21 protein-coding genes are annotated in these 22,496 nt (G+C 68.3%); 8 read left to right on the top strand and 13 right to left on the bottom strand.

Translation table 11 applies throughout. The features are described from left to right. Positions 1 to 135: 135 nt before the first annotated feature. Complete coding sequence (locus T333_RS02645; RefSeq protein ID WP_357245534.1) at positions 136 to 579, bottom strand: PaaI family thioesterase; 444 nt, start codon at positions 577 to 579, stop codon at positions 136 to 138. After that, positions 576 to 1,157 (bottom strand): TetR/AcrR family transcriptional regulator, encoded by a 582-nt coding sequence (locus T333_RS02640; protein WP_496423579.1) that lies wholly within the window; start codon positions 1,155 to 1,157, stop codon positions 576 to 578. The genes T333_RS02645 and T333_RS02640 overlap by 4 nt, the downstream gene beginning before the upstream one ends. A gap of 79 nt (positions 1,158 to 1,236) precedes the next feature. On the opposite strand from T333_RS02640, the gene T333_RS02635 reads away from it, so the two are divergent. Further along, a complete protein-coding gene (locus T333_RS02635) occupies positions 1,237 to 2,304 on the top strand; it encodes a DNA polymerase IV (protein ID WP_496423578.1) in 1,068 nt (355 codons plus the stop codon). Positions 2,305 to 2,439: 135 nt separating this feature from the next. Beyond that, a complete protein-coding gene (locus tag T333_RS02630) occupies positions 2,440 to 3,435 on the top strand; it encodes an oxidoreductase (RefSeq protein ID WP_496423577.1) in 996 nt (331 codons plus the stop codon). A 62-nt stretch (positions 3,436 to 3,497) separates the two neighbouring features. On the opposite strand, the gene T333_RS02625 is transcribed toward T333_RS02630, so the two are convergent. Continuing rightward, positions 3,498 to 5,378 carry an ABC transporter ATP-binding protein gene (locus T333_RS02625; protein WP_357245525.1) on the bottom strand — a complete coding sequence of 627 codons (1,881 nt, stop codon included), beginning with the start codon at positions 5,376 to 5,378 and terminating at the stop codon, positions 3,498 to 3,500. A gap of 429 nt (positions 5,379 to 5,807) precedes the next feature. Between T333_RS02625 and T333_RS02620 the strand changes: the two genes are divergently transcribed. Then, complete coding sequence (locus tag T333_RS02620; protein ID WP_496424122.1) at positions 5,808 to 8,615, top strand: FAD-binding and (Fe-S)-binding domain-containing protein; 2,808 nt, start codon at positions 5,808 to 5,810, stop codon at positions 8,613 to 8,615. A gap of 73 nt (positions 8,616 to 8,688) precedes the next feature. Here the strand turns inward: T333_RS02620 and T333_RS02615 are convergent, their stop codons facing one another. Beyond that, positions 8,689 to 9,186, bottom strand: a complete 498-nt coding sequence (locus T333_RS02615; RefSeq protein ID WP_496423576.1) for a hypothetical protein — start codon at positions 9,184 to 9,186, stop codon at positions 8,689 to 8,691. A 260-nt stretch (positions 9,187 to 9,446) separates the two neighbouring features. On the opposite strand from T333_RS02615, the gene T333_RS02610 reads away from it, so the two are divergent. Then, positions 9,447 to 10,376 (top strand): DNA-3-methyladenine glycosylase family protein, encoded by a 930-nt coding sequence (locus T333_RS02610; protein WP_357246567.1) that lies wholly within the window; start codon positions 9,447 to 9,449, stop codon positions 10,374 to 10,376. A 50-nt stretch (positions 10,377 to 10,426) separates the two neighbouring features. Here T333_RS02610 and T333_RS02605 read toward each other — a convergent pair whose 3' ends face one another. Then, positions 10,427 to 10,633, bottom strand: coding sequence for a hypothetical protein (locus T333_RS02605; protein WP_067792538.1), 207 nt, complete (start codon positions 10,631 to 10,633; stop codon positions 10,427 to 10,429). Beyond that, positions 10,633 to 10,953 (bottom strand): hypothetical protein, encoded by a 321-nt coding sequence (locus tag T333_RS02600; protein WP_496424121.1) that lies wholly within the window; start codon positions 10,951 to 10,953, stop codon positions 10,633 to 10,635. Before T333_RS02600 ends, T333_RS02605 begins: the two co-directional genes overlap by 1 nt. 432 nt (positions 10,954 to 11,385) lie before the next feature. Here T333_RS02600 and T333_RS02595 point away from each other — a divergent pair, with 432 nt between their 5' ends. The 4 genes from T333_RS02595 (at position 11,386) to T333_RS02580 (ending at position 13,018) form a co-directional block, all read left to right on the top strand. Continuing rightward, complete coding sequence (locus tag T333_RS02595) at positions 11,386 to 12,231, top strand: helix-turn-helix domain-containing protein (protein WP_357245519.1); 846 nt, start codon at positions 11,386 to 11,388, stop codon at positions 12,229 to 12,231. Further along, positions 12,228 to 12,431, top strand: coding sequence for a DUF397 domain-containing protein (locus T333_RS02590; protein WP_067792543.1), 204 nt, complete (start codon positions 12,228 to 12,230; stop codon positions 12,429 to 12,431). The genes T333_RS02595 and T333_RS02590 overlap by 4 nt, the downstream gene beginning before the upstream one ends. A 17-nt stretch (positions 12,432 to 12,448) precedes the next feature. Continuing rightward, a complete protein-coding gene (locus T333_RS02585) occupies positions 12,449 to 12,667 on the top strand; it encodes a DUF397 domain-containing protein (protein ID WP_496423575.1) in 219 nt (72 codons plus the stop codon). Positions 12,668 to 12,820: 153 nt separating this feature from the next. Continuing rightward, positions 12,821 to 13,018 (top strand): hypothetical protein, encoded by a 198-nt coding sequence (locus T333_RS02580; protein WP_067792544.1) that lies wholly within the window; start codon positions 12,821 to 12,823, stop codon positions 13,016 to 13,018. Between the two features lie 51 nt (positions 13,019 to 13,069). Here T333_RS02580 and T333_RS02575 read toward each other — a convergent pair whose 3' ends face one another. The 7 genes from T333_RS02575 to T333_RS02545 all read right to left on the bottom strand — a co-directional run bounded on the left by T333_RS02575 (position 13,070) and on the right by T333_RS02545 (position 22,387). Beyond that, entirely contained in the window at positions 13,070 to 13,816 is a 747-nt protein-coding gene (locus T333_RS02575; RefSeq protein WP_354998347.1) for a succinate dehydrogenase/fumarate reductase iron-sulfur subunit, read from the bottom strand. 2 nt (positions 13,817 to 13,818) lie between these two features. Further along, complete coding sequence (locus T333_RS02570; RefSeq protein WP_496423574.1) at positions 13,819 to 15,759, bottom strand: fumarate reductase/succinate dehydrogenase flavoprotein subunit; 1,941 nt, start codon at positions 15,757 to 15,759, stop codon at positions 13,819 to 13,821. Between the two features lie 27 nt (positions 15,760 to 15,786). Next, positions 15,787 to 16,617, bottom strand: coding sequence for a succinate dehydrogenase subunit SdhC (sdhC, locus tag T333_RS02565; protein WP_496423573.1), 831 nt, complete (start codon positions 16,615 to 16,617; stop codon positions 15,787 to 15,789). Between the two features lie 498 nt (positions 16,618 to 17,115). Beyond that, a complete protein-coding gene (locus T333_RS02560) occupies positions 17,116 to 17,403 on the bottom strand; it encodes an Rv0250c family protein (protein ID WP_354998350.1) in 288 nt (95 codons plus the stop codon). Positions 17,404 to 17,667: 264 nt separating this feature from the next. Next, on the bottom strand, positions 17,668 to 18,630 hold the full coding sequence (locus tag T333_RS02555) for an alpha/beta fold hydrolase (RefSeq protein ID WP_496423572.1): 963 nt from the start codon (positions 18,628 to 18,630) through the stop codon (positions 17,668 to 17,670). Positions 18,631 to 19,067: 437 nt separating this feature from the next. Continuing rightward, complete coding sequence (locus tag T333_RS02550; protein ID WP_357245506.1) at positions 19,068 to 21,023, bottom strand: acyl-CoA dehydrogenase family protein; 1,956 nt, start codon at positions 21,021 to 21,023, stop codon at positions 19,068 to 19,070. A 182-nt stretch (positions 21,024 to 21,205) separates the two neighbouring features. Continuing rightward, a complete protein-coding gene (locus tag T333_RS02545; RefSeq protein ID WP_354998353.1) occupies positions 21,206 to 22,387 on the bottom strand; it encodes a DUF8462 domain-containing protein in 1,182 nt (393 codons plus the stop codon). Between the last annotated feature and the right edge of the window lie 109 nt (positions 22,388 to 22,496).

Below are 22,496 nucleotides of genomic sequence, written 5' to 3'. Positions count from 1 at the left end.
GGATCCGGGCCGGGCACGAAAAACCGCGCCCGGCCCTCACCCCTGACTAGTGCCACACATGCTGTACACGCCTCACATAGGCACCGCCTATGTGAGGCGTGTGAACCCTATGCGCCACCGTCCCTGTGAACCCGATCAAGCGTCGCCGAGTTGCCTTTCGACGCTGCGGGTGGTTCCCTGCGCGACAGCGCACAGCACCGGTTCCCCGTCCTCGGATTCCGCGTAGATCTCGCAGCTGACCACGGCCTGGCGTCGCGTGGACGCCGTGACCGAAGCCTCCGCCCGCAATCGCACCCCCGCGGCGGGGCGCAGATAGGTGATGGTGAACCCGCCGGTCAGTACGTTCGCGCCGAGTACGGTTCCGGCGGCGAAAGTGAGGGCGTTGTCGGCCGCGTAGGCGAGGACGCCGCCGTGGACGAAGCCGAACTGCTGGCCGAGTTCCTGGCGGATCGGGATGACGAGAGTCGCGGCGCCGTCGCCGAATCGGGTGAGTTCGGAGCCGACCAGATTCGCGAAGGGTTGCGCGGTCAGGACCTGTTTGGCCAGGTCGAGGTCGAGTGCTGTGGTGCCGACGGTCATTGCCGCTCCGTTCTTTTCGATGTCGATCCGGCGTCGAGGGCGAGCCAGGCCGCCTCGGCGAGTTCCGCGCCGACCTGCGTCGGCGCGATGCGGATGTCGCCGCCCAGCCACTGCCGCGAATACTCCTGCGCGGGGCCGAGCCATAGTGCGTAGACGAGATCCAGATCCAGTGCGCGCAACGCGCCGTAGGACTCGTGGGTGCGGTACCAGCGCGCGATGTCGGTCATGAAGGTGCGGTTGGTTTCGCTCTCGCGCACGCCGGGCGGCCGCGCCGAAGTGAGAACCTTTGCGCGGTGCTGGTTTTCGGTCACCCAGCGCAGATGCTCCCGCACGCCCGCCGTGATGCCCTCGCGCGCGTCGGTGCTCCGGCCGACCACCACCCAGAAGTGCTGCTGATAGTCGGTCAGCGCGTGCGCCCACACCTGCCGATACAGATCCGCCTTGTCCGGGAAGTGGTGGTAGAGCGCGCCGACGCTCGCTCCGGCCGCCTCGCGGATCTGCGCGAGCGTCGCGTCCAGCGCTCCGTGCTCGGCGAACTGGCGCTCGGCCGCCAGCAGCAACCGATCTCGGATCTTCATAACCAGAATTTAGTTCTGTTCTCCGGTCGGCGCAACACGTCCACCTGCTTCCGTCATACCCGTGCGGTATGACGGAGAGGTGGCCAGATGGCTGTTGCACATCGATCTCGACCAGTTCCAGGCGGCGGTGGAGTTCCGCCGCCACCCGGAACTGCGCGGCAAGCCGGTCATCGTCGGCGGCCACGGCGACCCGAACGAGCCGCGCAAGGTCGTGACCTGCGCGTCGTATCCCGCTCGTGCCTACGGTGTGCGCGCGGGCATGGCGCTGCGCAGCGCACTGCGCAAATGTCCGGACGGCGTCTTCCTGCCGCTCGATATGGCCGCCTACGAGGAGGCTTCCGAGGAGATCATGGCGCTGTTGCGCACGTTCCCCGGCCAGGTCGAAGTGTGGGGCTGGGACGAGGCGTTCCTTGCGGCCGACACCGACGATCCCGAACTGCTCGCCCGCGAAATCCGCGGCGCCATCGCCGAACTGGACCTGTCCTGCTCCATCGGCATCGGCGACAACAAGCTCACCGCCAAGCTCGCCACCGGCTTCGCCAAGTCCGCGGGCAAGTCCTCGGACGCGCCCGGCGTGGGCGCCGCCGCGGGCATGTTCCGGTTGACCGCCGCCAACTGGACCGAGGTGATGGCGCACCGTCCCACCGATGCGCTGTGGGGCATCGGCAGCCGCATCGCCGCGCGCCTCGCCGACCTCGGCATCCACACCGTCGCCGACCTGATGGCGGCCGACCGCCACCGCCTCGCCGAGGCGTTCGGCCCGACCACCGGCCCCTACCTGTGGGTGCTCGGCCACGGCAAGGGCGACACCGAAGTGACCACCGAGCCGCGAATCCCGGTGGGCCGCAGCAAGTCCGAGACCTTCCCGCACGATCTCACCGATCCCGCCGAGATCCGCGCGCAGGTGGCGCGCATCGCGACCGAGGTCGCCGAGGAGATGGCCGAGGTGGGCCGGATCAGCATCCGGGTCGCGGTCACCGTGCGGACCAAGACCTTCTACACCAGCAGCAAACAGGCCAAACTCCCGAAGCCGACCGCCGACATCGCGACCATCACCGAGACCGCGCTGCGCATCATCGACCGCTTCGACCTGGACCGCCCCGTCCGTCTGCTCGGCGTGCGGCTGGAGTTCGTGCCCGAGGAGTAGTCGCGCTCAGCCAGCACCGGTAGCGGGTCGGTCCCGGAGCCTCCGTGCCGCCCGGGAGGCGGAACGCCGCGCGGTCAACGGGCGGCCCTCGCGGAGCCCCCTCGAGCGCCGCCCGATCCTCGTATGCTCGTCCGCATGGAGTTCTGGGCGATGGTGGCACACGAATCGGACAGCGGGATCGTGTTGACGCGGCAGCAGGTCGACGAGGAATTCCTCGGCCAGGGCACCGTGACGATCAAGGTGCATTACTCGAGCGCCAACTTCAAGGACGGACTCGCCATCACGCCGGGCGGCGGTGTGGTCCGCAACTACCCGATCGTGCCCGGCATCGACATCACCGGCGAGGTCGTCTCCTCCGAATCCGACGATTTCGCGCCGGGCGACCAGGTCGTCGCGCACGGCTACGAGATCGGCGTCTCGCGCAACGGTGGCTTCGCCGAATACGCCAGGGTGCCCGACGAGTGGGTGGTGAAGCTGGACAGGTTGAGCACCCGCGACGCCGCCGCCCTCGGCACCGCCGGTTTCACCGCGGCACTGAGCGTGCAGGCCTTGCTCGACCGCGGTCTCACCCCCGACGACGGCGCGATCCTGGTGACCGGCGCGACCGGCGGCGTCGGCAGCGTGGCCGTGGACATCCTGTCCGGCCTCGGCTTCGAGGTCATCGCCTCCACCGGCAAGAAGGACGCGGGCGATCTGCTCTCCGAACTCGGCGCCAACGAGGTGATCGGCCGCCTGCCCGAGGATCCCGAGGCGAAGCTGCGCCCGCTGTCCAAGGCGCAGTGGGCGGGCGCGGTCGACAGCGTCGGCGGCAAGTCGCTGGCCTACGTGCTCAGTTGCATCGGCTACGGCGGCGCGGTCGCGGCCAGTGGCCTCACCGGCGGCCACGACCTCCCCACCACCGTCATGCCGTTCATCCTGCGCGGCGTCGCCCTGCTCGGCATCGACTCGGTCAACCTCCCGATCGAGAAGCGCCGCGAACTGTGGTCCCGTCTCGGCAAAGACCTACGCCCCCAACACCTCTCGACCCTCGAGAACTACGCCCCGATCACCGAAGTGGAATCCGTCCTGCGCAGCATCAAGAGCGGAAACCACTCCGGTCGAACCGTCCTCGGCGTCGCAGGCGAATTCTGAGCCGACCGGCCGCGCCGAGGTCTCCCCGCGCCGGTTGGTTCGGCGCGGCCTTCGGGTGTGGGTCAGGCTGCGACGGTGACCGGCTCGTCGGCGAACTGGGTGCGGTAGAGCTCGGCGTAGCGGCCTTCGGCGGCCAGTAGTTGGGTGTGGGTGCCGCGCTCGACGACACGGCCGTCTTCCAGGACGAGGATCTGGTCGGCGGCGCGGATCGTGGAGAGGCGGTGGGCGATCACCAGGGCAGTGCGACCCTCCAGCGCTTCCGAAAGGGCTTCTTGCACAGCCGCTTCGGAGGTCGAGTCGAGCGAGGCGGTCGCCTCGTCCAAAATGACGACGCGCGGTTGCTTCAGCAGCAATCGGGCGATGGTCAGGCGCTGGCGCTCGCCGCCGGAGAGGCGGTAACCGCGCTCGCCGACCACGGTGTCCAGGCCGTCCGGTAGTCCGGCGATCAGATCGTGCAGGCGGGCCCGGCGCAGCGCGTCCCACAGCTCGGGCTCGGTCGCCTCCGGTCGGGCCAGCAGCAGGTTGGCGCGGATCGTGTCGTGGAACAGGTGCCCGTCCTGGGTGACGAGGCCGACCGTCTCGCGTAGCGAGCGCGCGCCGATCTGCCGCACGTCGGCGCCGTTGAGCCGGACCGCGCCGCCGTCCACGTCGTACAGGCGCGAAACCAATTGGGCGATGGTGGATTTCCCCGCTCCGGAGGAGCCGACCAGCGCCACCAGCTGACCGGGCTCGGCGCGCAGCGACACATTGTGCAGCACGTCGACCCCACCCCTGGTGTCCAGCGTCGCGACCTCCTCCAGCGAGGCCAGCGACACCTTGTCCGCCGACGGGTACGCGAAGGTGACGTCGTCCAACTCCACCGCGACCGGACCCTCCGGCACCGCGATCGCGTCGGGCGCGTCCTCGATCAGCGGGCGCAGGTCGAGCACCTCGAAGACCCGCTCGAAACTCACCAGCGCGGCCATGATCTCCATCCGCGCACTGGCCAGCGCGGTCAGCGGCGTGTACAGCCTGGTCAGCAGCAGCGAGAGCGCCACCACCGCGCCCGCGTCCAACTGCCCGCGCAGCGCGTACCAGCCGCCGAGTCCGTAGACCAGAGCGACCGCCAGGGCCGAGACCAGCGTCAAAGAGGTGACGAACACCGTCTGCAACATCGCGGTGCGCACGCCGATGTCGCGCACTCGCCGCGCCCGCAGCGCGAACTCGTCGGACTCCTGCTCGGGGCGGCCGAACAACTTCACCAGCGTGGCGCCCGGTGCGGAGAACCGCTCGGTCATCTGGGTGCTCATGGCCGCGTTCAGCCGCGCGGCCTCGCGCTGCAACCCGGCAAGCCGGTTGCCCATCCGCCGCGCCGGAACAACGAACACCGGAAGCAGCACCAGCGCGAGCAGCGTGATCCGCCAGGAGATGCTGAGCATCACGGCGAGCGTGAGCGCCAGCGTGACAAGGTTCGCGACGACGCCGGACAGGGTGTCGCTGAAGGCCCGCTGCGCGCCGATCACGTCGTTGTTCAGCCTGCTCACCAGCGCGCCGGTCCTGGTGCGGGTGAAGAAGGCGATCGGCATCCGCTGCACGTGGTCGAACACCGCGCGGCGCAGGTCGAGGATCAGACCCTCGCCGATCCGCGAGGAGAGCCAGCGGATGCCTAGCCCGAGCGCCGCGTCCAACACGGCGAGCACGCCGATGATCGCCGCCACGGTCACCACCATGCGCGGCGCGGCCCCGCCGACGATGTCGTTCACCACGCGGCCCGCCAGCACCGGCGTCGCCACCGCGAGCAGCGCCGAGACCACGCTGAACACCAGGAACACCGCGATCCGCCGCCGATGCGGCGCGGCGAACCGCAGGATGCGCTTCGCGGTGGCGAGACTGAACGGGCGCTGTTCGTCGGGCGCGTTCATCCGCCGATACATCTGGCTCCACGCCACCGATTCGATACTCACGATCGCTCCCTCTCGACCCCCGCCATCCAACTCCTGGTCACCGACACTAGGACCTCAACAAAGGTTGAGGACAAGTCGTTCCGTGGCGGCCGTGGATTCCGCCGCGAGCGAACAAAGTGGCCGATCAGCGGCGGGGTTCCCGCTTCGAAGATCGACCGGCTGCCATTCGCCCGATGCTCGCTCGGCGTCTGGCCCGACTCTTCGGCCAAGCCCGCTCGGTGGCAACCGCCTCGCGTCGAGTCGCCTGACCACCGCCCGACAGCGGTCGATGGTCCCCGCCGAGGGCTGCCGCGCGAAGTCCCGATCTCAGTTCGCGCATAGCCCGTTGGACGCCCGAAGACCGCTGCCGGACGTGTCCGTCGAAAGCCCGCGCACGGCCGGACCGAAGGCGGAGGTACGCCCTAGGCTGACATCGTGACCGAGGAGCGGATGCTGGCGGCGCTGCGCGGACGGGTCGACGGTGAGGTCGACGCGTCACCGCGGCGGCGCGCGGAGTACTCCTCCGACGCGTCGAACTATCGCGTGCCGCCGGCCGCCGTCGTCTTCCCCCGCACCGACTCCGACGTCGCCGAAACCCTGAACTTCGCCCGCGAACACGGCCTGCCGGTCACCGCTCGCGGTGCGGGAACCTCGGTGGCGGGCAACGCGATCGGCTCCGGCCTCGTGCTCGACTTCAGCAGGCACATGAACCGCATCGTGCGCATCGATCCGGACCGTCGGACCGCGCGGGTGCAGCCGGGCGTGGTGCTGTCGGCATTGCAGGCGGCGGCTCGGCCGCACGGATTGCGGCTCGGCCCCGATCCCTCCACGCAGAACCGCTGCACCCTCGGCGGCATGATCGGCAACAACGCCTGCGGTCCGCGCGCCGTCGCGTGGGGCCGTACCTCCGACACTGTGCGCGAGCTGCGCGTTCTGGACGGAACCGGAACCGAGCGCGTCCTCGCGGACGATCTCGCCGCGGTGCCGGGCCTGCCCGAGTTCACCAGGTCCAACCTCGCGGTACTGCGCACCGAGCTCGGCCGCTTCGAACGGCAGGCGTCCGGCTACGGACTGGAACACCTGCTGCCGGAACGCGGTTCGGCCCTCGCCAAGTCGTTCGTCGGTAGCGAGGGCAGCTGCGGGTTGCTGCTCGACGCGGAGGTCGGACTGGTCGAATTGCCGCGCGCCACCGTGCTCACGGTGCTCGGCTACCCGGACATCGCGACCGCGGCCGACGATGTCGCCGCTGTCATGACGTGCGCGCCGATCGCGGTCGAGGGCATCGACGCCCGCCTGGTCGACGTCGTTCGCACGCACCGCGGCACGGTGCCCGAGCTGCCGCGCGGCGACGGTTGGCTGTTCGTGGAGACCACGGGCGCGAGCGCGGCGGAGGCGCTCGCGGTGGCCGAGCGGCTGTGCCGGACCACGCACGCGCTGGACGCCCGCATCGTCACCGACACCGCGGCGGTCGCGGCGCTCTGGCGCATCCGCGCGGACGGCGCGGGCCTCGCCGGACGCACCACCGACGGCAAGCCTGCCTGGCCCGGCTGGGAGGATTCCGCCGTTCCGCCCGAGCACCTCGGCGCGTACCTGCGCGATTTCGCCGAACTCACCGCGCAGCACGGAGTGGACGGCCTGCTCTACGGCCACCTCGGCGACGGCTGCATCCACGTGCGCCTCGACCTGCCGATCACCGAAGCGCCGCAACGCTTCCGCGCCTTCGTGTTCGACGCCGCCGACCTCGTGGTGCGCTACGGCGGTTCGCTGTCCGGCGAGCACGGCGACGGGCGGGCACGCTCCGAACTGCTCTCGGTGATGTACTCCCCCGACGCGCTCGCGGCCTTCGCCGGATACAAGGCGCTGTTCGACCCCGACGACGTGCTCAACCCCGGCGTGCTCGTCGAGCCACGCCCCGTCGACGCCGACCTGCGCGTCGCCGGCCTGCCGCTGCTTCCCGGCGCGGGCGGCTTCGCCTTCCCGCACGACGACGGCGACATCGGCACCGCGGTACATCGGTGCGTCGGTGTCGGGAAGTGCCGCGCCGACAGCTCGGCGGCGGGCGGTTTCATGTGCCCCTCGTACCTCGCCACCGCCGACGAGAAGGACAGCACCCGCGGCCGCGCCCGCGTCTTGCAAGAGGTGGTGCGCGGCGAGCTGCCCTGGTCCGCGCCCGCCGTCGCCGAGTCGCTCGACCTGTGCCTTTCCTGCAAGGCCTGCCGCTCCGACTGCCCCGCGGGCGTCGACATGGCGACCTACAAGGCCGAGGCCATGTACCGCCGCTACCGCCGCAGACCGCGCCCACTCGACCACTACGCCCTCGGCTGGCTCCCCCGCTGGCTCCGCCCCGCCAGCCGAATCCCGCGCGCCGCCAACGCGATCGCCGGTATCGACTGGTTGCGCCGAATCGGCCTGCGCGCGGCGGGCATCGACCCGCGCCGCGAGATCCCCCGCCTCGCCGACCGCCCCTTCCGCCGCACCGAACGCGCCCGAGCGCTGCTGTCGCCCGAACCGCCGCCCCCCACCCTCAACCCTCTGAGCACCACATCAGCCGGTGCCCCAGCCGACGTTCTCCTCTGGATCGACACCTTCACCGACGCCTTCGACCCCGACATCGCCCAAGCCGCCGTCACCTTGATCGAATCGCTCGGCCACCGTTTGCGCATCCCCCGGCGACGAGTGTGCTGCGGCCTGACCTGGATCAGCACCGGTCAACTCGACGGCGCGCGAGCAAAACTCCGCGCCACCCTCACCGAGCTGGACGAGCACGTCCGCGCGGGCGGCATCGTCGTCGGCCTGGAACCCTCGTGCACCGCGGTCCTGCGCGCCGACCTCCCCGAACTCCTCGCCGACGACCCGCGCGCCGCTCCCACCGCGGCGGCCGTCCGCACGCTCGCGGAGTTCCTGCTCGACCACCCGGACTGGCATCCGCCGCGACGGACGAACAGCCGAGTGGTCGTCCAGCCGCATTGCCACCAGCATTCGGTGCTCGGCTTCGCCGCCGATCGCCGAATTCTGACCAGCACGGGAGCGCAGGTGACGGAGATCACCGGATGCTGCGGCCTCGCGGGCAATTTCGGCATGCAGAAAGGCCACTACGACATTTCGGTCGCAGTGGCCGCCAACGGCTTGCTTCCCGCGCTGCGCGAGGCGCCCGACGACGCGATATTCCTCGCCGACGGTTTCTCCTGTCGCTGCCAGAGCGCCCAGCTGACAGGACGCCCAGGAATGCACCTGGCGCAATTCCTCATGGGCGAGTGATCAAGGCTACGGAACACGCGGTCCAGGGCACCGTGGCGTGCGTCCGAAACCGGAATCGTTCATCCCCGAGGGATCACGGCAGGACCTGCGGAATGACGTCCGGGGCGATCGCGCCGACGATCAAACCGATCACGGCGCCCTGGAAACCGGAACCGAGCGCGCACAGCGGAATGAAGGGAATCCCGATGATGGTGGCGCCGCAAACCACGGCTCCGAACACGGCCCCGGCGATTCCGCCCGCTGCCGCACCATTGGCCAGCGGATCGTGGTTGGCCGCATTGGGGTTGGTGGCGATGTCCTGCGGAACCGCGGCCGCCACCGGCTGAGCCACCTCCGGGGTGACCGGCTGTGCGATATCCGCGGCCGCGGGCTGCGCGGCGACCGGGATCACCTGCTGGATCGTGTCCAGAGTCTGCGAAACCTCGACCACCTGCACGGCTGCGGACGACTGCGGGGCGATGCTCGAGGCGTCGGCAGAAGCCGCTCCCGCGCCCGCGAAGGTCACCGCGACAGCCAGCGGCAATGCGGCGACGAGAGCCTTACGGCCGAATTTCTTGGTGGTCAGACGCATGATTTCCGTACCCTCCCGGCACCGTGAACGTCGCAAACCGATTGGCGTGCAGATTGTTTGCGGTGCGAATTACAACAATGAAAGTTATGAGAGGTTATATCGAGCTCGGTTGCTCGATCAAATCTTCGTGCGGCCGCCCGCGACGGAAATATGTTCGACGACAAGGTGATTGGCGCATCCATCCTGGTTGTCACAGTTTCGACCGGGCCGGGTGCGCCCGCCGCACCGGAGGCGCGGAGAATGGATCCGTGCGCGAACAGATGGCAACGGCCGCGCGGTCCGGCCTGGCTCGAACGGTGACGTCCGACCGGCCGATCGATCTGGCGCACACCCTCGCGCCGCTGCGCCGCGGCACCGGCGACCCCTGCCATCGGGTCACCGCCGACGGCGCGCACTGGCGCGCTTCCCGGATGCCGAGCGGTCCGGTGACCTATCGGCTCGTCCAAATCGATCGGTGTTCGGTGCGGGCGCAGGCCTGGGGTGCGGGCGCGGCCGAATTCCTCGACCGGCTGGATCACATGCTGTGCCTGGACGAGGACCTGTCCGGCTTCGCTCCCGAGCACCCCAAGCTGGCCGAGGCGCACCGCCGCTTCCCCGGCCTGCGCATGCTGCGTACCGGCCTGGTCCTGGAATCGCTGGTGCCCGCCGTGCTCGAGCAGAAGGTGCACACCATCTCGGCGCGCGCCTCCTGGCGAAAACTGGTGCGCGAGTTCGGCGAGCCCGCACCGGGCCCCGCGCCGGACGGGCTGCGCCTACCCCCGGATGCCGAGACCTGGCGGCGTATTCCGTCCTGGACCTACCACCGCGCGAACGTCGGACCGCAACGCGCGCAGACCATCGTGCGCGCGGCGCGGCTCGCGGAATCGCTGGAGCGCACCGCCGATCAGGATCCGGCCGAGGCGGCGCGGCGGCTGTGCTCGGTGCCGGGCATCGGCGTGTGGACGGCCGCCGAGACCGCCCAACGCGCCTACGGCGACGCCGACGCGCTCTCGGTCGGCGACTACCACTTGGCCGCCGTGGTCGGCTGGACTCTGCTCGGACGCCCGATCGACGACGAGGCGATGGTCGAGTACCTCGAACCCCTTCGCCCGCACCGCTACCGGGCCATCCGGCTGCTGGAGATCAGCGGCCAAGCGCACAAGCCGAAATTCGGCCCGCGCACCCCGCTCACCGATCACACCTGGCACTGAAGGTCACCTTCGGTCGGTCGGGACGCGGTGAAGGTGACATTCAGTCGAGTTCACAATTGCAGTGCTCGCTCGTCCAAGACGCATTTGCCCGATTCGACCAGGGTGGTACGGGCCCGGCGGCGCACCAGGCATTGGTCGACGGTGCAGTCGATGTGCAATTGCATTGCCGCGTGCGCCTGTTCGTCGGTCATCACGCCGGGGTCGCGACCGCAGACCAGCAGACCGGCGACGTGCATGTTCAGATTCGTCAGTTGCATCAGGCGACCCCAACCCGCTCGCGGTCGGAGCCGAATAGTCGGGAGCGCCGTGGTGCGGGCCGTTCGTCCCACGGAGCGAGGCGCACCGCCATGCCGACCGCCTCGAGCGCGGTGAGCCCCACCTCGTCGGCCAGCTCGCCGACGGTGTCGAGGAGGCTTGGCACCACCTCGGCAACCCGCAGCGCCGCAACCGCTTGCGCGCAAGTGAGGGTGCGCCCGGGCAAATAGGAGACCACCCAGCCTTCCTGCCCTACGCTGCGCGCTCGATGCGGTGTCAGATCGCTGGTCATCAACGACGACCCTATGACTTGTACGGCCATGACTCCTCGTTCCTGCGTGCGGTTTACGGTGCCGCGCTCGATCCGAGCACACTTCCAGCACACCATCGAGTCGACCACGACACGGTGTCCTTCGTGGATATCCAAAGATTTCGCGCGAATTCCCAGCACGAAATCCAGCCGGGAGGGCAGGATTCTCCATAGTGGACGAGGAAGTCCGCGATCGACGTTCGACAACGCCACAGCAGAGCCACACGAAGCCCCATTGCCCTTATTGCCCAAGCGAAGTCACGGGGAACCGAGCTTGTGGGTGCGCCCCTGACCGACTCGGGTGAGGAGACCGAGCACAGAACGGAGCGTACTGTGTCAGCGAGTTCGGCGAGAACAGCAGCGAATTCGGAGCACGCGGCCGCGGAGACGCACCGCACGCCCGCGGCCTCCGACAACGGCTCGTCCACCCTACCGCGACGGCAATTGGGCCGATACCTCAGGGACTGGCGTACCCAGGCCGGGCTCACCATCGCCGAGGCCGCCCGCCTGATGGAGTGGGGCGCCAGCACTTTACAACGGTTGGAGAAGGGCCAGGCCGACCGCATCCGCACCATCGACATCCAGGAGCTGTGCCGCATCTACGGCATCCCCGACGAGCTGTGCGACGGGCTCAAGGGCCTGGCGCAGCAGGCGGCGGTCAAGAGCTGGTGGCACGCCTTCGGCGACCTGATCCCCGAAAACTTCGACGTCTATGTCGGTTTGGAGGCCTCGGCCCGCGAGCTCCGCTCCTACCAGTCCGAACTCGTGCTCGGGCTGCTGCAGACCCCCGACTACACCAGGGCGCTCAACCGGCTCTGCTACCCCGACGACACCGAGGACGAGATCGAACGGCGCGTCCAGCTGCGCACACAGCGGCAAGCCTTGGTCACCCGAAGGGTCTCGCCCGCCATCGTGGACGTGGTGTTGCACGAGTCGGTATTGCACCGCGCGGTGGGTGGCTCGAAAGTGATGGCGGCGCAGCTACGACATCTTGCCGATTTCAGCACCAGACCCAATGTCTCCCTGCGTATCCTGCCGTTCGCGGCCGGCGTCCCGCTCGGCGATTCCACGGGTCCGTTCACCGTTCTAGGGTTCGGCACCGACAGCAAGGGACATCAGGTAGAGCCTCCGGTGGTGTACGTAGAGGGTTTCACCGGAGACCTCTATCTCGAAAGACCGGCCGATGTTGAGCGTTACCACCTGGCACACGAGTGCCTCCAGCGCTCTGCGCTGGACATCCAACCCAGTAGACATCTGCTTCGGCAGTTAGCGAAGGAGTGTGCGGCATGAGGACGGAACTCGTCGGGGCGACTTGGATCAAGAGCACCCGTTCCGGCAGCAGGGACTGCGTGGAAGTGGCTTTCCTGCCCGGCGGGCAGGTCGGCGTCCGCGACAGCAAGAACCCGGAGGGCCCGGCCTTGATCTTCACGCCCAGCGAGTGGGACGCCTTCTCCGCGGGGGTCGCGGACGGCGAATTCGCTCGCCCGTGAACACCTCTGGCGAAGCCGTGAACGACAAACTCGGCGCGGCGGTGGATCTGGCCGCTGCCGAGTGGCGCGGCGCGAACGGCGCGGGATCCGAGGGCGTGCAGGTGGCACTGCTCCCGGCGGGGTATGTCGCGCTGCGCAGCGCCGGGGACCCCGCCGGTCACGTGCTCGTCTTCACCCCGGGGGAATGGGCGGCCTTCACCGCCGGCGTGAACGACGGGGAGTTCGAGCTACCGTGAGGTTCGACGGACCGGCCCGGCGGCGTGCGATCCCGCCCGGCCGGGCCGTGGCGTATCCGGCGCCGTGATCATCTCTGCGCGAAGATCACGAAACAGAGCAGATTCGACAACGAATCACGTTTACCTGGGCTGCGAACGGGTAGCCCATATTTCGTGGACCGCGGGTTGAAGAACCCCCCACCTCGGTACAAGAAGTTGCGGCCGGGCGATTGGGTGGAATGGCTGATCGTCGCGCTGCTTTTCGCGGTGTCATCGGTGGGCGTGTATGTACTCACCAGCTCATTGCTGTCGGCCTTGTTCGTCGGCGTGCTGGTGTGGCTGGTCGCCATCGGCGTCGTCGCGATGCTGTGAACGGGTGCGCCGACCGGCCGGGTGTGAACCCGGCCGGTTGACATCGGCGGGTCAGCGTCGAAAGAGCTTGTTCCCCAACCAGACCAGCGGATCGTATCGCTTGTCGACGACCCGTTCCTTGAGCGGAATCAGCGCGTTGTCGGTGATCTTGATGTGCTCCGGGCACACCTCGGTGCAGCACTTGGTGATGTTGCACAGGCCGAGACCCTGGTCCTGCTGGGCCAATTCGCGCCGATCGCCCACGTCCAGCGGATGCATCTCGAGTTCGGCGATACGCATCAGGAAGCGCGGACCGGCGAAGGCCTCTTTGTTCTCCTCGTGGTCGCGCACCACGTGACAGGTGTTCTGACACAGGAAGCACTCGATGCACTTGCGGAACTCCTGCGAGCGCTCCACATCGACCTGACTCATCCGGTAATCCCCGGGCTTGAGGTCCGGGGCCGGAGTGAACGACGGGATCTCCCTGGCCTTCTCGTAGTTGAACGACACGTCCGTCACCAGATCGCGGATCACCGGGAAGGTGCGCATCGGCGTCACGGTGATCAGCTCGTCCGGCTCGAAGGTGGACATGCGGGTCATACAGAGCAGGCGGGGACGCCCGTTGACCTCCGCGGAGCAGGAACCGCACTTACCCGCCTTGCAGTTCCACCGCACCGCTAGATCGGGCGCCTGGGTGGCCTGTAGCCGGTGGATGATGTCGAGCACCACCTCGCCCTCGTTCACCTCGACGGTGAAGTCCTCGAGCGCGCCACCGTCCTGATCGCCGCGCCACACGCGGAATTCGGCGTCGTAACCCATTGCTACGCCTCACCTTCTGTGGCCGAAACCAAACCGTCCGGGTGTTCGGTGAGGTCGGCGGAGTTGTAATATTTTTCGAGTTCGGCGAGGTCGAACAGCGCGAGCAGGTCGTCGCGCATCGGCACCTGGTCCTCCGGCGTCACCCGCACCCGCGGCACGGCTTCGGCCGCGTCGTCCGGTTCGATCGCGCAGACCAGCAGCTTGTTGCGCCAGGCCGGGTCCATCGACGGGAAGTCGTCGCGGGTGTGCCCGCCGCGGCTCTCGGTGCGCAGCAGCGCCGCCTGCGCCACGCACTCGCTGACCAGCAGCATGTTGCGCAGGTCGATGGCGAGGTGCCAGCCGGGATTGAACTGCCGGTGCCCCTCCACGGTGACGTGCGCGAAGCGTTCCCGCAGCGCGCCGAGCCGTTCGATGGCCTCCTCCAGCTCGTGCTCCTTGCGAATGATGCCGACCAGGTCGTTCATCGCCTGTTGCAGATCGGTGTGCAGGGTGTAGGGGTTCTCCCCCGCGCCCTCGGCCGGCGGATCGAACGGCGCGACAGCGGCTTTCGCCGCCGCGGCGATGTCGGCGTCGGACACCGTGGGCTGTTCGGTCAGCTGTTCCACGTACATCGCCGCGCCCAACCCCGCCCGGCGACCGAAGACCAGCAGGTCCGACAGCGAGTTGCCGCCGAGCCGGTTCGAGCCGTGCATGCCGCCGGAACATTCACCCGCCGCGAACAATCCGGGCACCTTCGCCGCGCCCGTGTCCGGGTCGACCTCGATACCGCCCATCACGTAGTGACAGGTCGGCCCGACTTCCATCGGCTCCTTGGTGATGTCGACGTCGGCCAGCTCCTTGAACTGGTGGTACATCGAGGGCAGGCGGCGCCGGATCTCGTCGGCGGGCAGACGCGAGGCGATGTCGAGGTAGACGCCGCCGTGCGGGGTGCCGCGGCCCTCCTTGACCTCCGAGTTGATGGCGCGCGCCACCTCGTCGCGCGGGAGCAGATCCGGTGTGCGGCGGGCCGAGTCGTTGTCCTTCAGCCACTGATCGGCCTCGGCCTCGCTCTCGGCGTATTGGCCCTTGAACACCGAGGGGATGTAGTCGAACATGAACCGCTTGCCGTCGGTGTTCTTCAGCACGCCGCCGTCGCCGCGCACGCCCTCGGTGACCAGAATGCCCTTCACGCTTGGCGGCCACACCATGCCGGTCGGGTGGAACTGCAGGAACTCCATGTTGATCAGCGTCGCCCCGGCCCGCAGCGCGAGCGCGTGACCGTCGCCGGTGTACTCCCAGGAGTTCGAGGTGACCTTGTACGACTTGCCGATGCCGCCGGTCGCCAGCACCACCGCGGGCGATTCGAAGAGCACGAACTTGCCCGATTCGCGCCAGTAGCCGAACGCGCCGGAGATCCGGTCGCCGTCCTTGAGCAACTCGGTGATGGTGCACTCGGCGAACACCTTGATCCGCGACTCGTAGTCGCCGGTCTCCGCGTGATCCTCCTGCTGCAGCGAGACGATCTTCTGCTGCATGGTGCGGATGATCTCGAGCCCGGTGCGGTCGCCGACGTGCGCGAGCCGGGGGTAGGTGTGGCCGCCGAAGTTGCGCTGGCTGATCCGGCCGTCGGCGGTCCGGTCGAACAGCGCGCCGTAGGTCTCCAGTTCCCAGACCCGGTCCGGAGCCTCCTGGGCGTGCAGTTCCGCCATGCGCCAGTTGTTGAGGAACTTGCCTCCGCGCATGGTGTCCTTGAAATGGGTTTGCCAACTGTCTTTTTCGTTGGCGTTGCCCATCGAGGCGGCGCAGCCGCCCTCGGCCATGACGGTGTGCGCCTTACCGAACAGGGACTTGCACACCACCGCGACGGAGAGCCCGTGTTCGCGGGCCTCGATCACCGCGCGCAGTCCGGCGCCACCGGCACCGATAACGACGACGTCGTACTTGTGCCGTTCCACTTCTGGCATTGCCGCGTGTACTCCTGAGTCGAGCGGTCAGTTGATGAACCGCAGGTCCGAAATGGTGTTGCTGGCCACCAACATCACGTAGAAGTCGGTCAGCACGAGGGTGCCGAGCGTTGTCCACGCCAGCGCCATGTGACGGGTGTTCAGCTTGGACACCTGGGTCCAGAACCAGTACCGCACCGGGTGGGCCGAGAAGTGCTTCAATCTGCCGCCCGCGATGTGCCTGCACGAGTGGCACGACAACGTGTAGGCCCACAGCAGGATCAGGTTGCCGAGCAGGACGATGTTGCCGAGACCGAAGCCGAATCCGCCGTCCTTGCCGTGGAAGGCGATCACCGCGTCGTAGGTGTTGATCACCGAAACCACCACCGCCACATAGAAGAAGTAGCGATGCGCGTTCTGGATGATCAGCGGCAGCCGGGTCTCGCCGGTGTACTTGCCGTGCGGTTCGGCCACGGCGCAGGCGGGCGGGGAGAACCACACCGCGCGGTAGTAGGCCTTGCGGTAGTAATAGCAGGTCAGACGGAAGCCGAGCAGGAAGGGCAGCACGACGAAGCCCAGTGGCAACCACATCGGCAGCTCGCCGAAGGGTTCACCGAAGTGGCTGGAGCCCGGGACGCACGAGGTGCTCAGGCACGGCGAGTAGAACGGCGTCAGGTAGTGGTAGTCCGGCACCCAATATGCCGTTCGCACATACGATCTGATGCCCGCGTATAGGACGAAGGCGGCTAGGCCGAGCACGGTGAACAGCGGCGGCACCCACCAGCGGTCGGTGCGTAGCGTGCGCTCGGCGATTCGGGCCCTGGTCTTGCTGAAAACGCCGGTCCCCTGCTCCGGGGTGGCGGTCGGTGCGGCACTCACAGGTGGATGCCTCGCTGATCTGTCTGCGGGCGGTGATCGATACCGACCGCGATCCAATGTGATGCTCAGCACCATACGACACGTCAGCTATTGCTCGAGCGCGGTCCTGGCAATACAGACCCGCGTGGCAGCCCGTGATTTGCGCCACACAGCGGCCTCGCGCGCGTCTCCGCTCGGACGGTACGGCAAACCTTTCGAACTCCTTTCCAGGAGAACGAGTTTGCCGCCCCAGCGTGCGCGGGATTCGCTGTCCCGGATTTCGGACGGCTCACCCGGACCGCCCATCGCGCCGAAGTGCGCCGCGCCAGGGGTGAGCCAGAGGTCGTCGTCGCCGCATCGCGTGCTGTCCGCCTGCGAGGCTGTTTCACGAGGCGCCCGCATCGCGCAGGTTCGGTCGGTGGTCGCGCGCAGCCGGGAATGGCATCGGTTTCGGGTCACCCGAGGGTGAACCGAAACGGTGCTCGCCCGCATCAGCGGACGAGCACCGCTGGGTGATTGCTATTTCGTGCGCGGCCGGGAGTGGAAACCTAGGCCTTCGTCCTGCGCGCCCATCCAGGCCGCCTCGTCGGACTTGCTGTCCGGGACGTAGATGGTCTCCTGCGGTCGGCTGGTCACCTCGGGCGGCGGCGCCTGCTCGAACTCGTCGGCGTCGATGACGAGCCGTTCGAGGTCGTTCTCCAGCCGTCGCACCGTCTTCGCGTCGCCATAGTGGGAGCGCAGTGCGCCGATGGATTGCCGGAGCTGGTTGACGGCGTAGCGCAGTTCCGCGATATCGCTGCGTGTCATCGTTACCTCCTGTGTTCCTTCGGTGGCCGTGCGAGCCCGGTCGGCACCTACGGTTCCGGAGATCTCCCCAGGGCCGCACACCACCGAGTCGTGTGACCCACCACACAACGTGATCTACAACACAGTACAGAAAGATTCCCGAACAAGCTCGTGCGATTCGGGATTCTCAGATTTGCGGATAGCTTGCCCGCATCATCGGGGGATGGTTCCAGCGTGCGGGCTCCTCCGGCGGTTCGCAACCGCAGGGGGAACATCCGAGCCGGGTCAGCTGGCCGCGGCGTACTCGGGCCCCGGTGTGGTCATCGTTCCCGAGGCGCGGTTGACCAGCGCGACGATCGACAACGCGACCTCCTCGGCGCGTTCCAGGATGACGCTGTGGCCCGCGCCCTCGATCCGCACCAGTTCGGCGCTGGTGAGCTGGGAAGCGAGCAACACCGAGTGCGCGAACGGCACGACGATGTCGGCCGAGCCCGCCAGCACCAGCGCCGGGATGTCGCCGAGCCGGTGCAGCGACGCGGTCTCGTCGAAGGTGATCAGCGAGCCGAGGAAACTCGACATGGTCAGCAGCGGCGTCTCGTTGAGCATGGCCGTGGCGACGGCGACCATCCTCGGGTTGATCTTCCTCGTGCCGAAGCTCGCCTCGCGCATGATCGGCTCGAAGATGCGGCGGGAGAACTGTTTCGACGCCTGCATGACCCGCGGCGCGCGCACCACCGCCGCCTGCAACGAGGTGACGGCGTACCGGTGCAGCAGCCTGCCGATGCCGACCTCGTTGAGCCCATTGGCGATGCCCGCGATCAGCCCGACGCCGAGCACCTTCGTGCCGATGGCCTCGGGGAACAGCCGGGCGTAGGCGAGCACCACCATCGCGCCCATCGAGTGCCCGACCAGCACCACCGGGCCGGTCGCGGCGATCGTGCGCAGCACGGCGTCGAGATCGTGGCCGAGTTGGTCGATGGTGTAGGTCGACGGGTCGGCGACGCCGGACTCGCCGTGACCGCGGTGGTCGTAGAAGACCATCCGGACGCCCTCGCCCCACTGGCGCGTCAATTCTTCGCGCAGGAAGGTCCACGATTCGGTGCGCAGGCAGTGCCCGTGCACGAACACGACGGTGAACGGCGCGTCGTCGGCGCCGAAGGTGCGGACCGAGATCGGGACACCGTCATCGGCCGACACCGTCACACGGTGGCCGTCGAAATCGGCGGCGTGGCGGGCGATGGTCGACATGAGATTCTCCTGCGGCGGGGCACCTGGTCGGAGCGTCTTGCCAGGATGTCGATATCCATTTCCGCACCGTTAGCCGTCCATACCGGGCGTTATGGACACGTTGTCCAACCGAGGCCGCTGGTCGATCACACCGGTCGGTACGACCGGACGAAGGACGCGTTCGACGCGCGCCAGGCGAATGTCCGCCTGGCTCGCGGCGGCTTCGCCGGAGAATCCACGGAAAACTAGGTCGATTGCTAGATACGAGTAGATCTTGATCGATGTCCCGCTCGCGATCTCCGTATCCGGCGTTCTATCGAACTTCCTAGAACGCGGTAGATTTCCCTACCGCTTTCGCGAGTATCGGAAATCTACGGGCTTCTAGCGGATCCGCCATACATCGGCAGATGTGCATGACGCCCGGCGGGGACAGTCCACCGGGCGCACGCCCCGCCTCGCTACGGGCTCACGTGAGACTTCGTCGACGGCAGGAACGGCCGCAGCAGATTGGCCTCCGTGGACGGACCGATCTGCCATTCGGCGATCCACGGCCCGGTGCCCTCGCTCGGGTCGATGATGCCGTCCTCCAGCCACGTGTACCGCCCGTCCAGCACGCCCCTGGTGAGCGTCCGGTCCTCGTCGTCGGTGTTCTCCCAGAGCCCGTCGAAGAGCTCGCGCACCCGGATGCGCGATTGGCGGCAGAACGTGTCGGCGAGTTCTACGGCCGCGTGGCCCTCGGGCCCACCGGTGGCGCGCTGGGCTTCGGCCCGCACGCACGCCGCCGACATGGCGAACAGCTCGGCGCCGATGTCGACGATGCGCCCGAGGAAGTTCTGCCGGTACTCGAGGCCGGCCTGCCAGCGCGCCATGCCGTACATCAGCGAGCGCGCCTGCTTGCGCGAGGTGCGTTCGACGAACCGCAGATGCCTTGCCAGCGGACCGAATTCGGCGTAGGTGCCGGTGACGGTGCCCGCGCCGACCGCGAGCTGCGGGAACCACTTGGCGTAGAAGCCGGTGGCGCCGACGGCGGCCTTGGCCTTGTCCTTGAACTCGGCCTTGCGGTCGACGAGCGCGCCCGCGGCGGCCATGTGGGCGTCGGCCATCTCGCGGGCGATCAGCAGCCGCATGATCTCGCTGGAGCCCTCGAAGATCCGGTTGATGCGCAGGTCGCGCAGCAGCTGTTCGGCGCCGACCGCCCGCTCGCCGCGCGCGGCGAGCGACGCGGCGGTCTCGTAGCCGCGTCCGCCGCGGATCTGCACCAGCTCGTCGGCGATCCGGCAGCTCATCTCGCTGGCCCACAGTTTGGCGAGCGCGGCCTCGATGCGGATGTCGTTGCGGTCCTCGTCGCACATGGTCGCCGAGAGGTCGAGCGCCGCCTCCAGCGCGTAGGTGGTCGCGGCGATGAACGAGATCTTCTCGCCGACGGCGGCGTGCTCGCCGACCGGCCTGCCCCACTGCACGCGCTGGGCGCTCCACTCCCTGGCGATCTTCAGCGACCATTTCGACGCGGCGGTGCACAGTGCCGGAATGGCGAGCCGCCCGGCGTTCAACGTGGTCAGCGCGATCTTGAGGCCGTCGCCCTCCCTGCCGATCAGGTTGCGCTTCGGCACGCGGACGTTGTGCATCCGCGTGACGCCGTTCTCGATGCCGCGCAGACCCATGAACGCGTTGCGGCGCTCGACCGTGATGCCCGGGCTGTCGGCCTCGACGACGAACGCCGAGATGCCGCCCCGGTGCCCTTCGCTCTTGGGCACCCGCGCCATCACCACGAGCAGCTCGGCGACGACGCCGTTGGTGGTCCAGAGCTTCACGCCGTTCAGCTCGTAGGCCTCGCCGTCGGCGGTCGGCGTCGCGGTGCTGGCCATGCGGGCCGGGTCGGAACCGACGTCGGGTTCGGTGAGCAGGAACGCGCTGACCGCGCCCGCCGCGCAGCGGGGCAGGAACTCGGCCTTCTGCTCGGGGGTGCCCGCCAGCTTGAGCGGTTCCGGCACACCGATGGACTGGTGCGCCGAGAGCAGCACGCCGAGGCTGGGATGCGCCGAACCGACGAGCATCAGCGCGCGGTTGTAGCCGTACTGCGTCAGGCCCTGGCCGCCGTAGGACTCCGGGATCTTCAGGCCGAAACAGCCGAGCTCGGCGAGACCCTTGACGTATTCGTCCGGGATGCGACCCTCGGCCTCGATCACCGAGCCGTCGATGCTCTCGCAGAGCGGCCGCAGCCGCGCCAGGTAGGCCTCGGTGCGCGCGGCCTCCTCCGCGCCTGGCCGGGGGTACGGGTGGATCAGATCGAGCCGGAACCGTCCGAGAAACATCTCCTTGGCGAACGACGGTTTGGCCCAGCTGGTCTCGCGGGATTCCTCGACTAGTGCGCGAGCCTGTTCTTCGGTGGCGTCGACTTTCGCGGCAGTCGCCATGGTGTCCTCCTCGGACGTGATCAGAATCACATTCGAGTGTAGGAAAGTCGGTTACTCACCGGTAGGCATATGGGCCGATCGATATCTACCGATTTCTAATGATCTTGATAGAGAGCGAGGGCGCATCGCCGTCCATGCGCCGTTTGCCGGGGATCGCTCCCGCCGCTGCGGAGATACGCCGATCACACGCTGCGCAGGTAGCGACCGAAATGCGGGACCGTGAAACCGATCGTGCCGCGCTCGGCCGAGTAGATCAGCCCTTTCTTGATCAGACCGTCCCGCGCGGGCGAGAGCGAGGCCGGTTTGCGACCGAGTTCGCTCGCCACCGCGGCGGTCGCGACCGGGCCGTCGTCGCCGGACAGGTCGGCCATGGCGCGCATGTACTCCCGCTCCGCCGGTGTTGCCCGCTCATAGCGGGAGCCGAAGAAGCCGACCGCCAGCTCCTCCTCCGCCGCCGGTGAGGCCACCTCGACATCCTCGGCGGTGATCGGGCTCTCCGGCGCTTGATCCCACGCCGCCTTGCCATACGCCTGCACGAAATAGGGGTAGCCGTCGGCCCTTTCGTACAGCGCGTCCAACGCCTCCTCGGTGAACTTCACCTCCTCGCGCTCGGCGGGCGCGATCAGCGCCTGGTCGGCCGACTCCCGGTCCAGCCGATCGATTCGGTGGTAGCTGAACAGGCGCTCCGAGTAACTCTTCGATGCCGACAGCACCGCGGGAAGATGGGGAAGACCCGCGCCGACGACGATCAAAGGCGCGCCGTCCTGGCTCAATTCGTGGCAGGCGCCGCAGATCGCGGAGATGTCGGCGGCGCCGAGATCCTGCATCTCGTCGATGAAGATCGCCATGCCGACGCCGATGTCGCTGGCCAGCCCCGCCGCCTCCTTGAGCAACTCCACCAGGTCGATCTCGATGTCGCCGGAGTCGGCGCGGCCCGAGACCGCGGGCACGTCGATGCCGGGCTGCCAGCGTTCCCGCATGCCCTTATCCGCGGTGGCTCGCAGCGCGAAGGCCTTGAGAATGCCGAGGAAGTCGTCGACCCGCTCCGGATTGCGGTGCGCCATGGCGATGGCGCGGGTGGCCATGTGCAGCGCGGAGGAGAGCGGCCTGCGCAGTTCCTGATCCGGTCGCGCCTCGATCTTGCCGGTGCCCCAGCCGCGCGAGATGGCGGCCGAGCGAAGTTGATTGAGCAGCACCGTCTTTCCGACGCCGCGCAGGCCGGTGAGCATCACGCTGCGTTCCGGCCTGCCCCGCGCGACGCGCTCGAGCACGATGTCGAAAGCCGTCAGTTGTTTGTCGCGCCCGGCGAGTTCGGGCGGGCGCTGGCCCGCGCCGGGTGCGTACGGATTGCGCACGGGGTCCATGCCGACACACCGTAGCGCGTTCGGGCACAAGAATCTTCCTATCTCTACCCGATGTCGTAGAGAGGGGTATTTCGCCCTTGTCTTCCGCGTGGAAGTCTTTACGCTTGGG

Source organism: Nocardia sp. CNS-044, from assembly GCF_059570515.1.
This window is presented reverse-complemented; position numbering and strand designations above follow the sequence as displayed.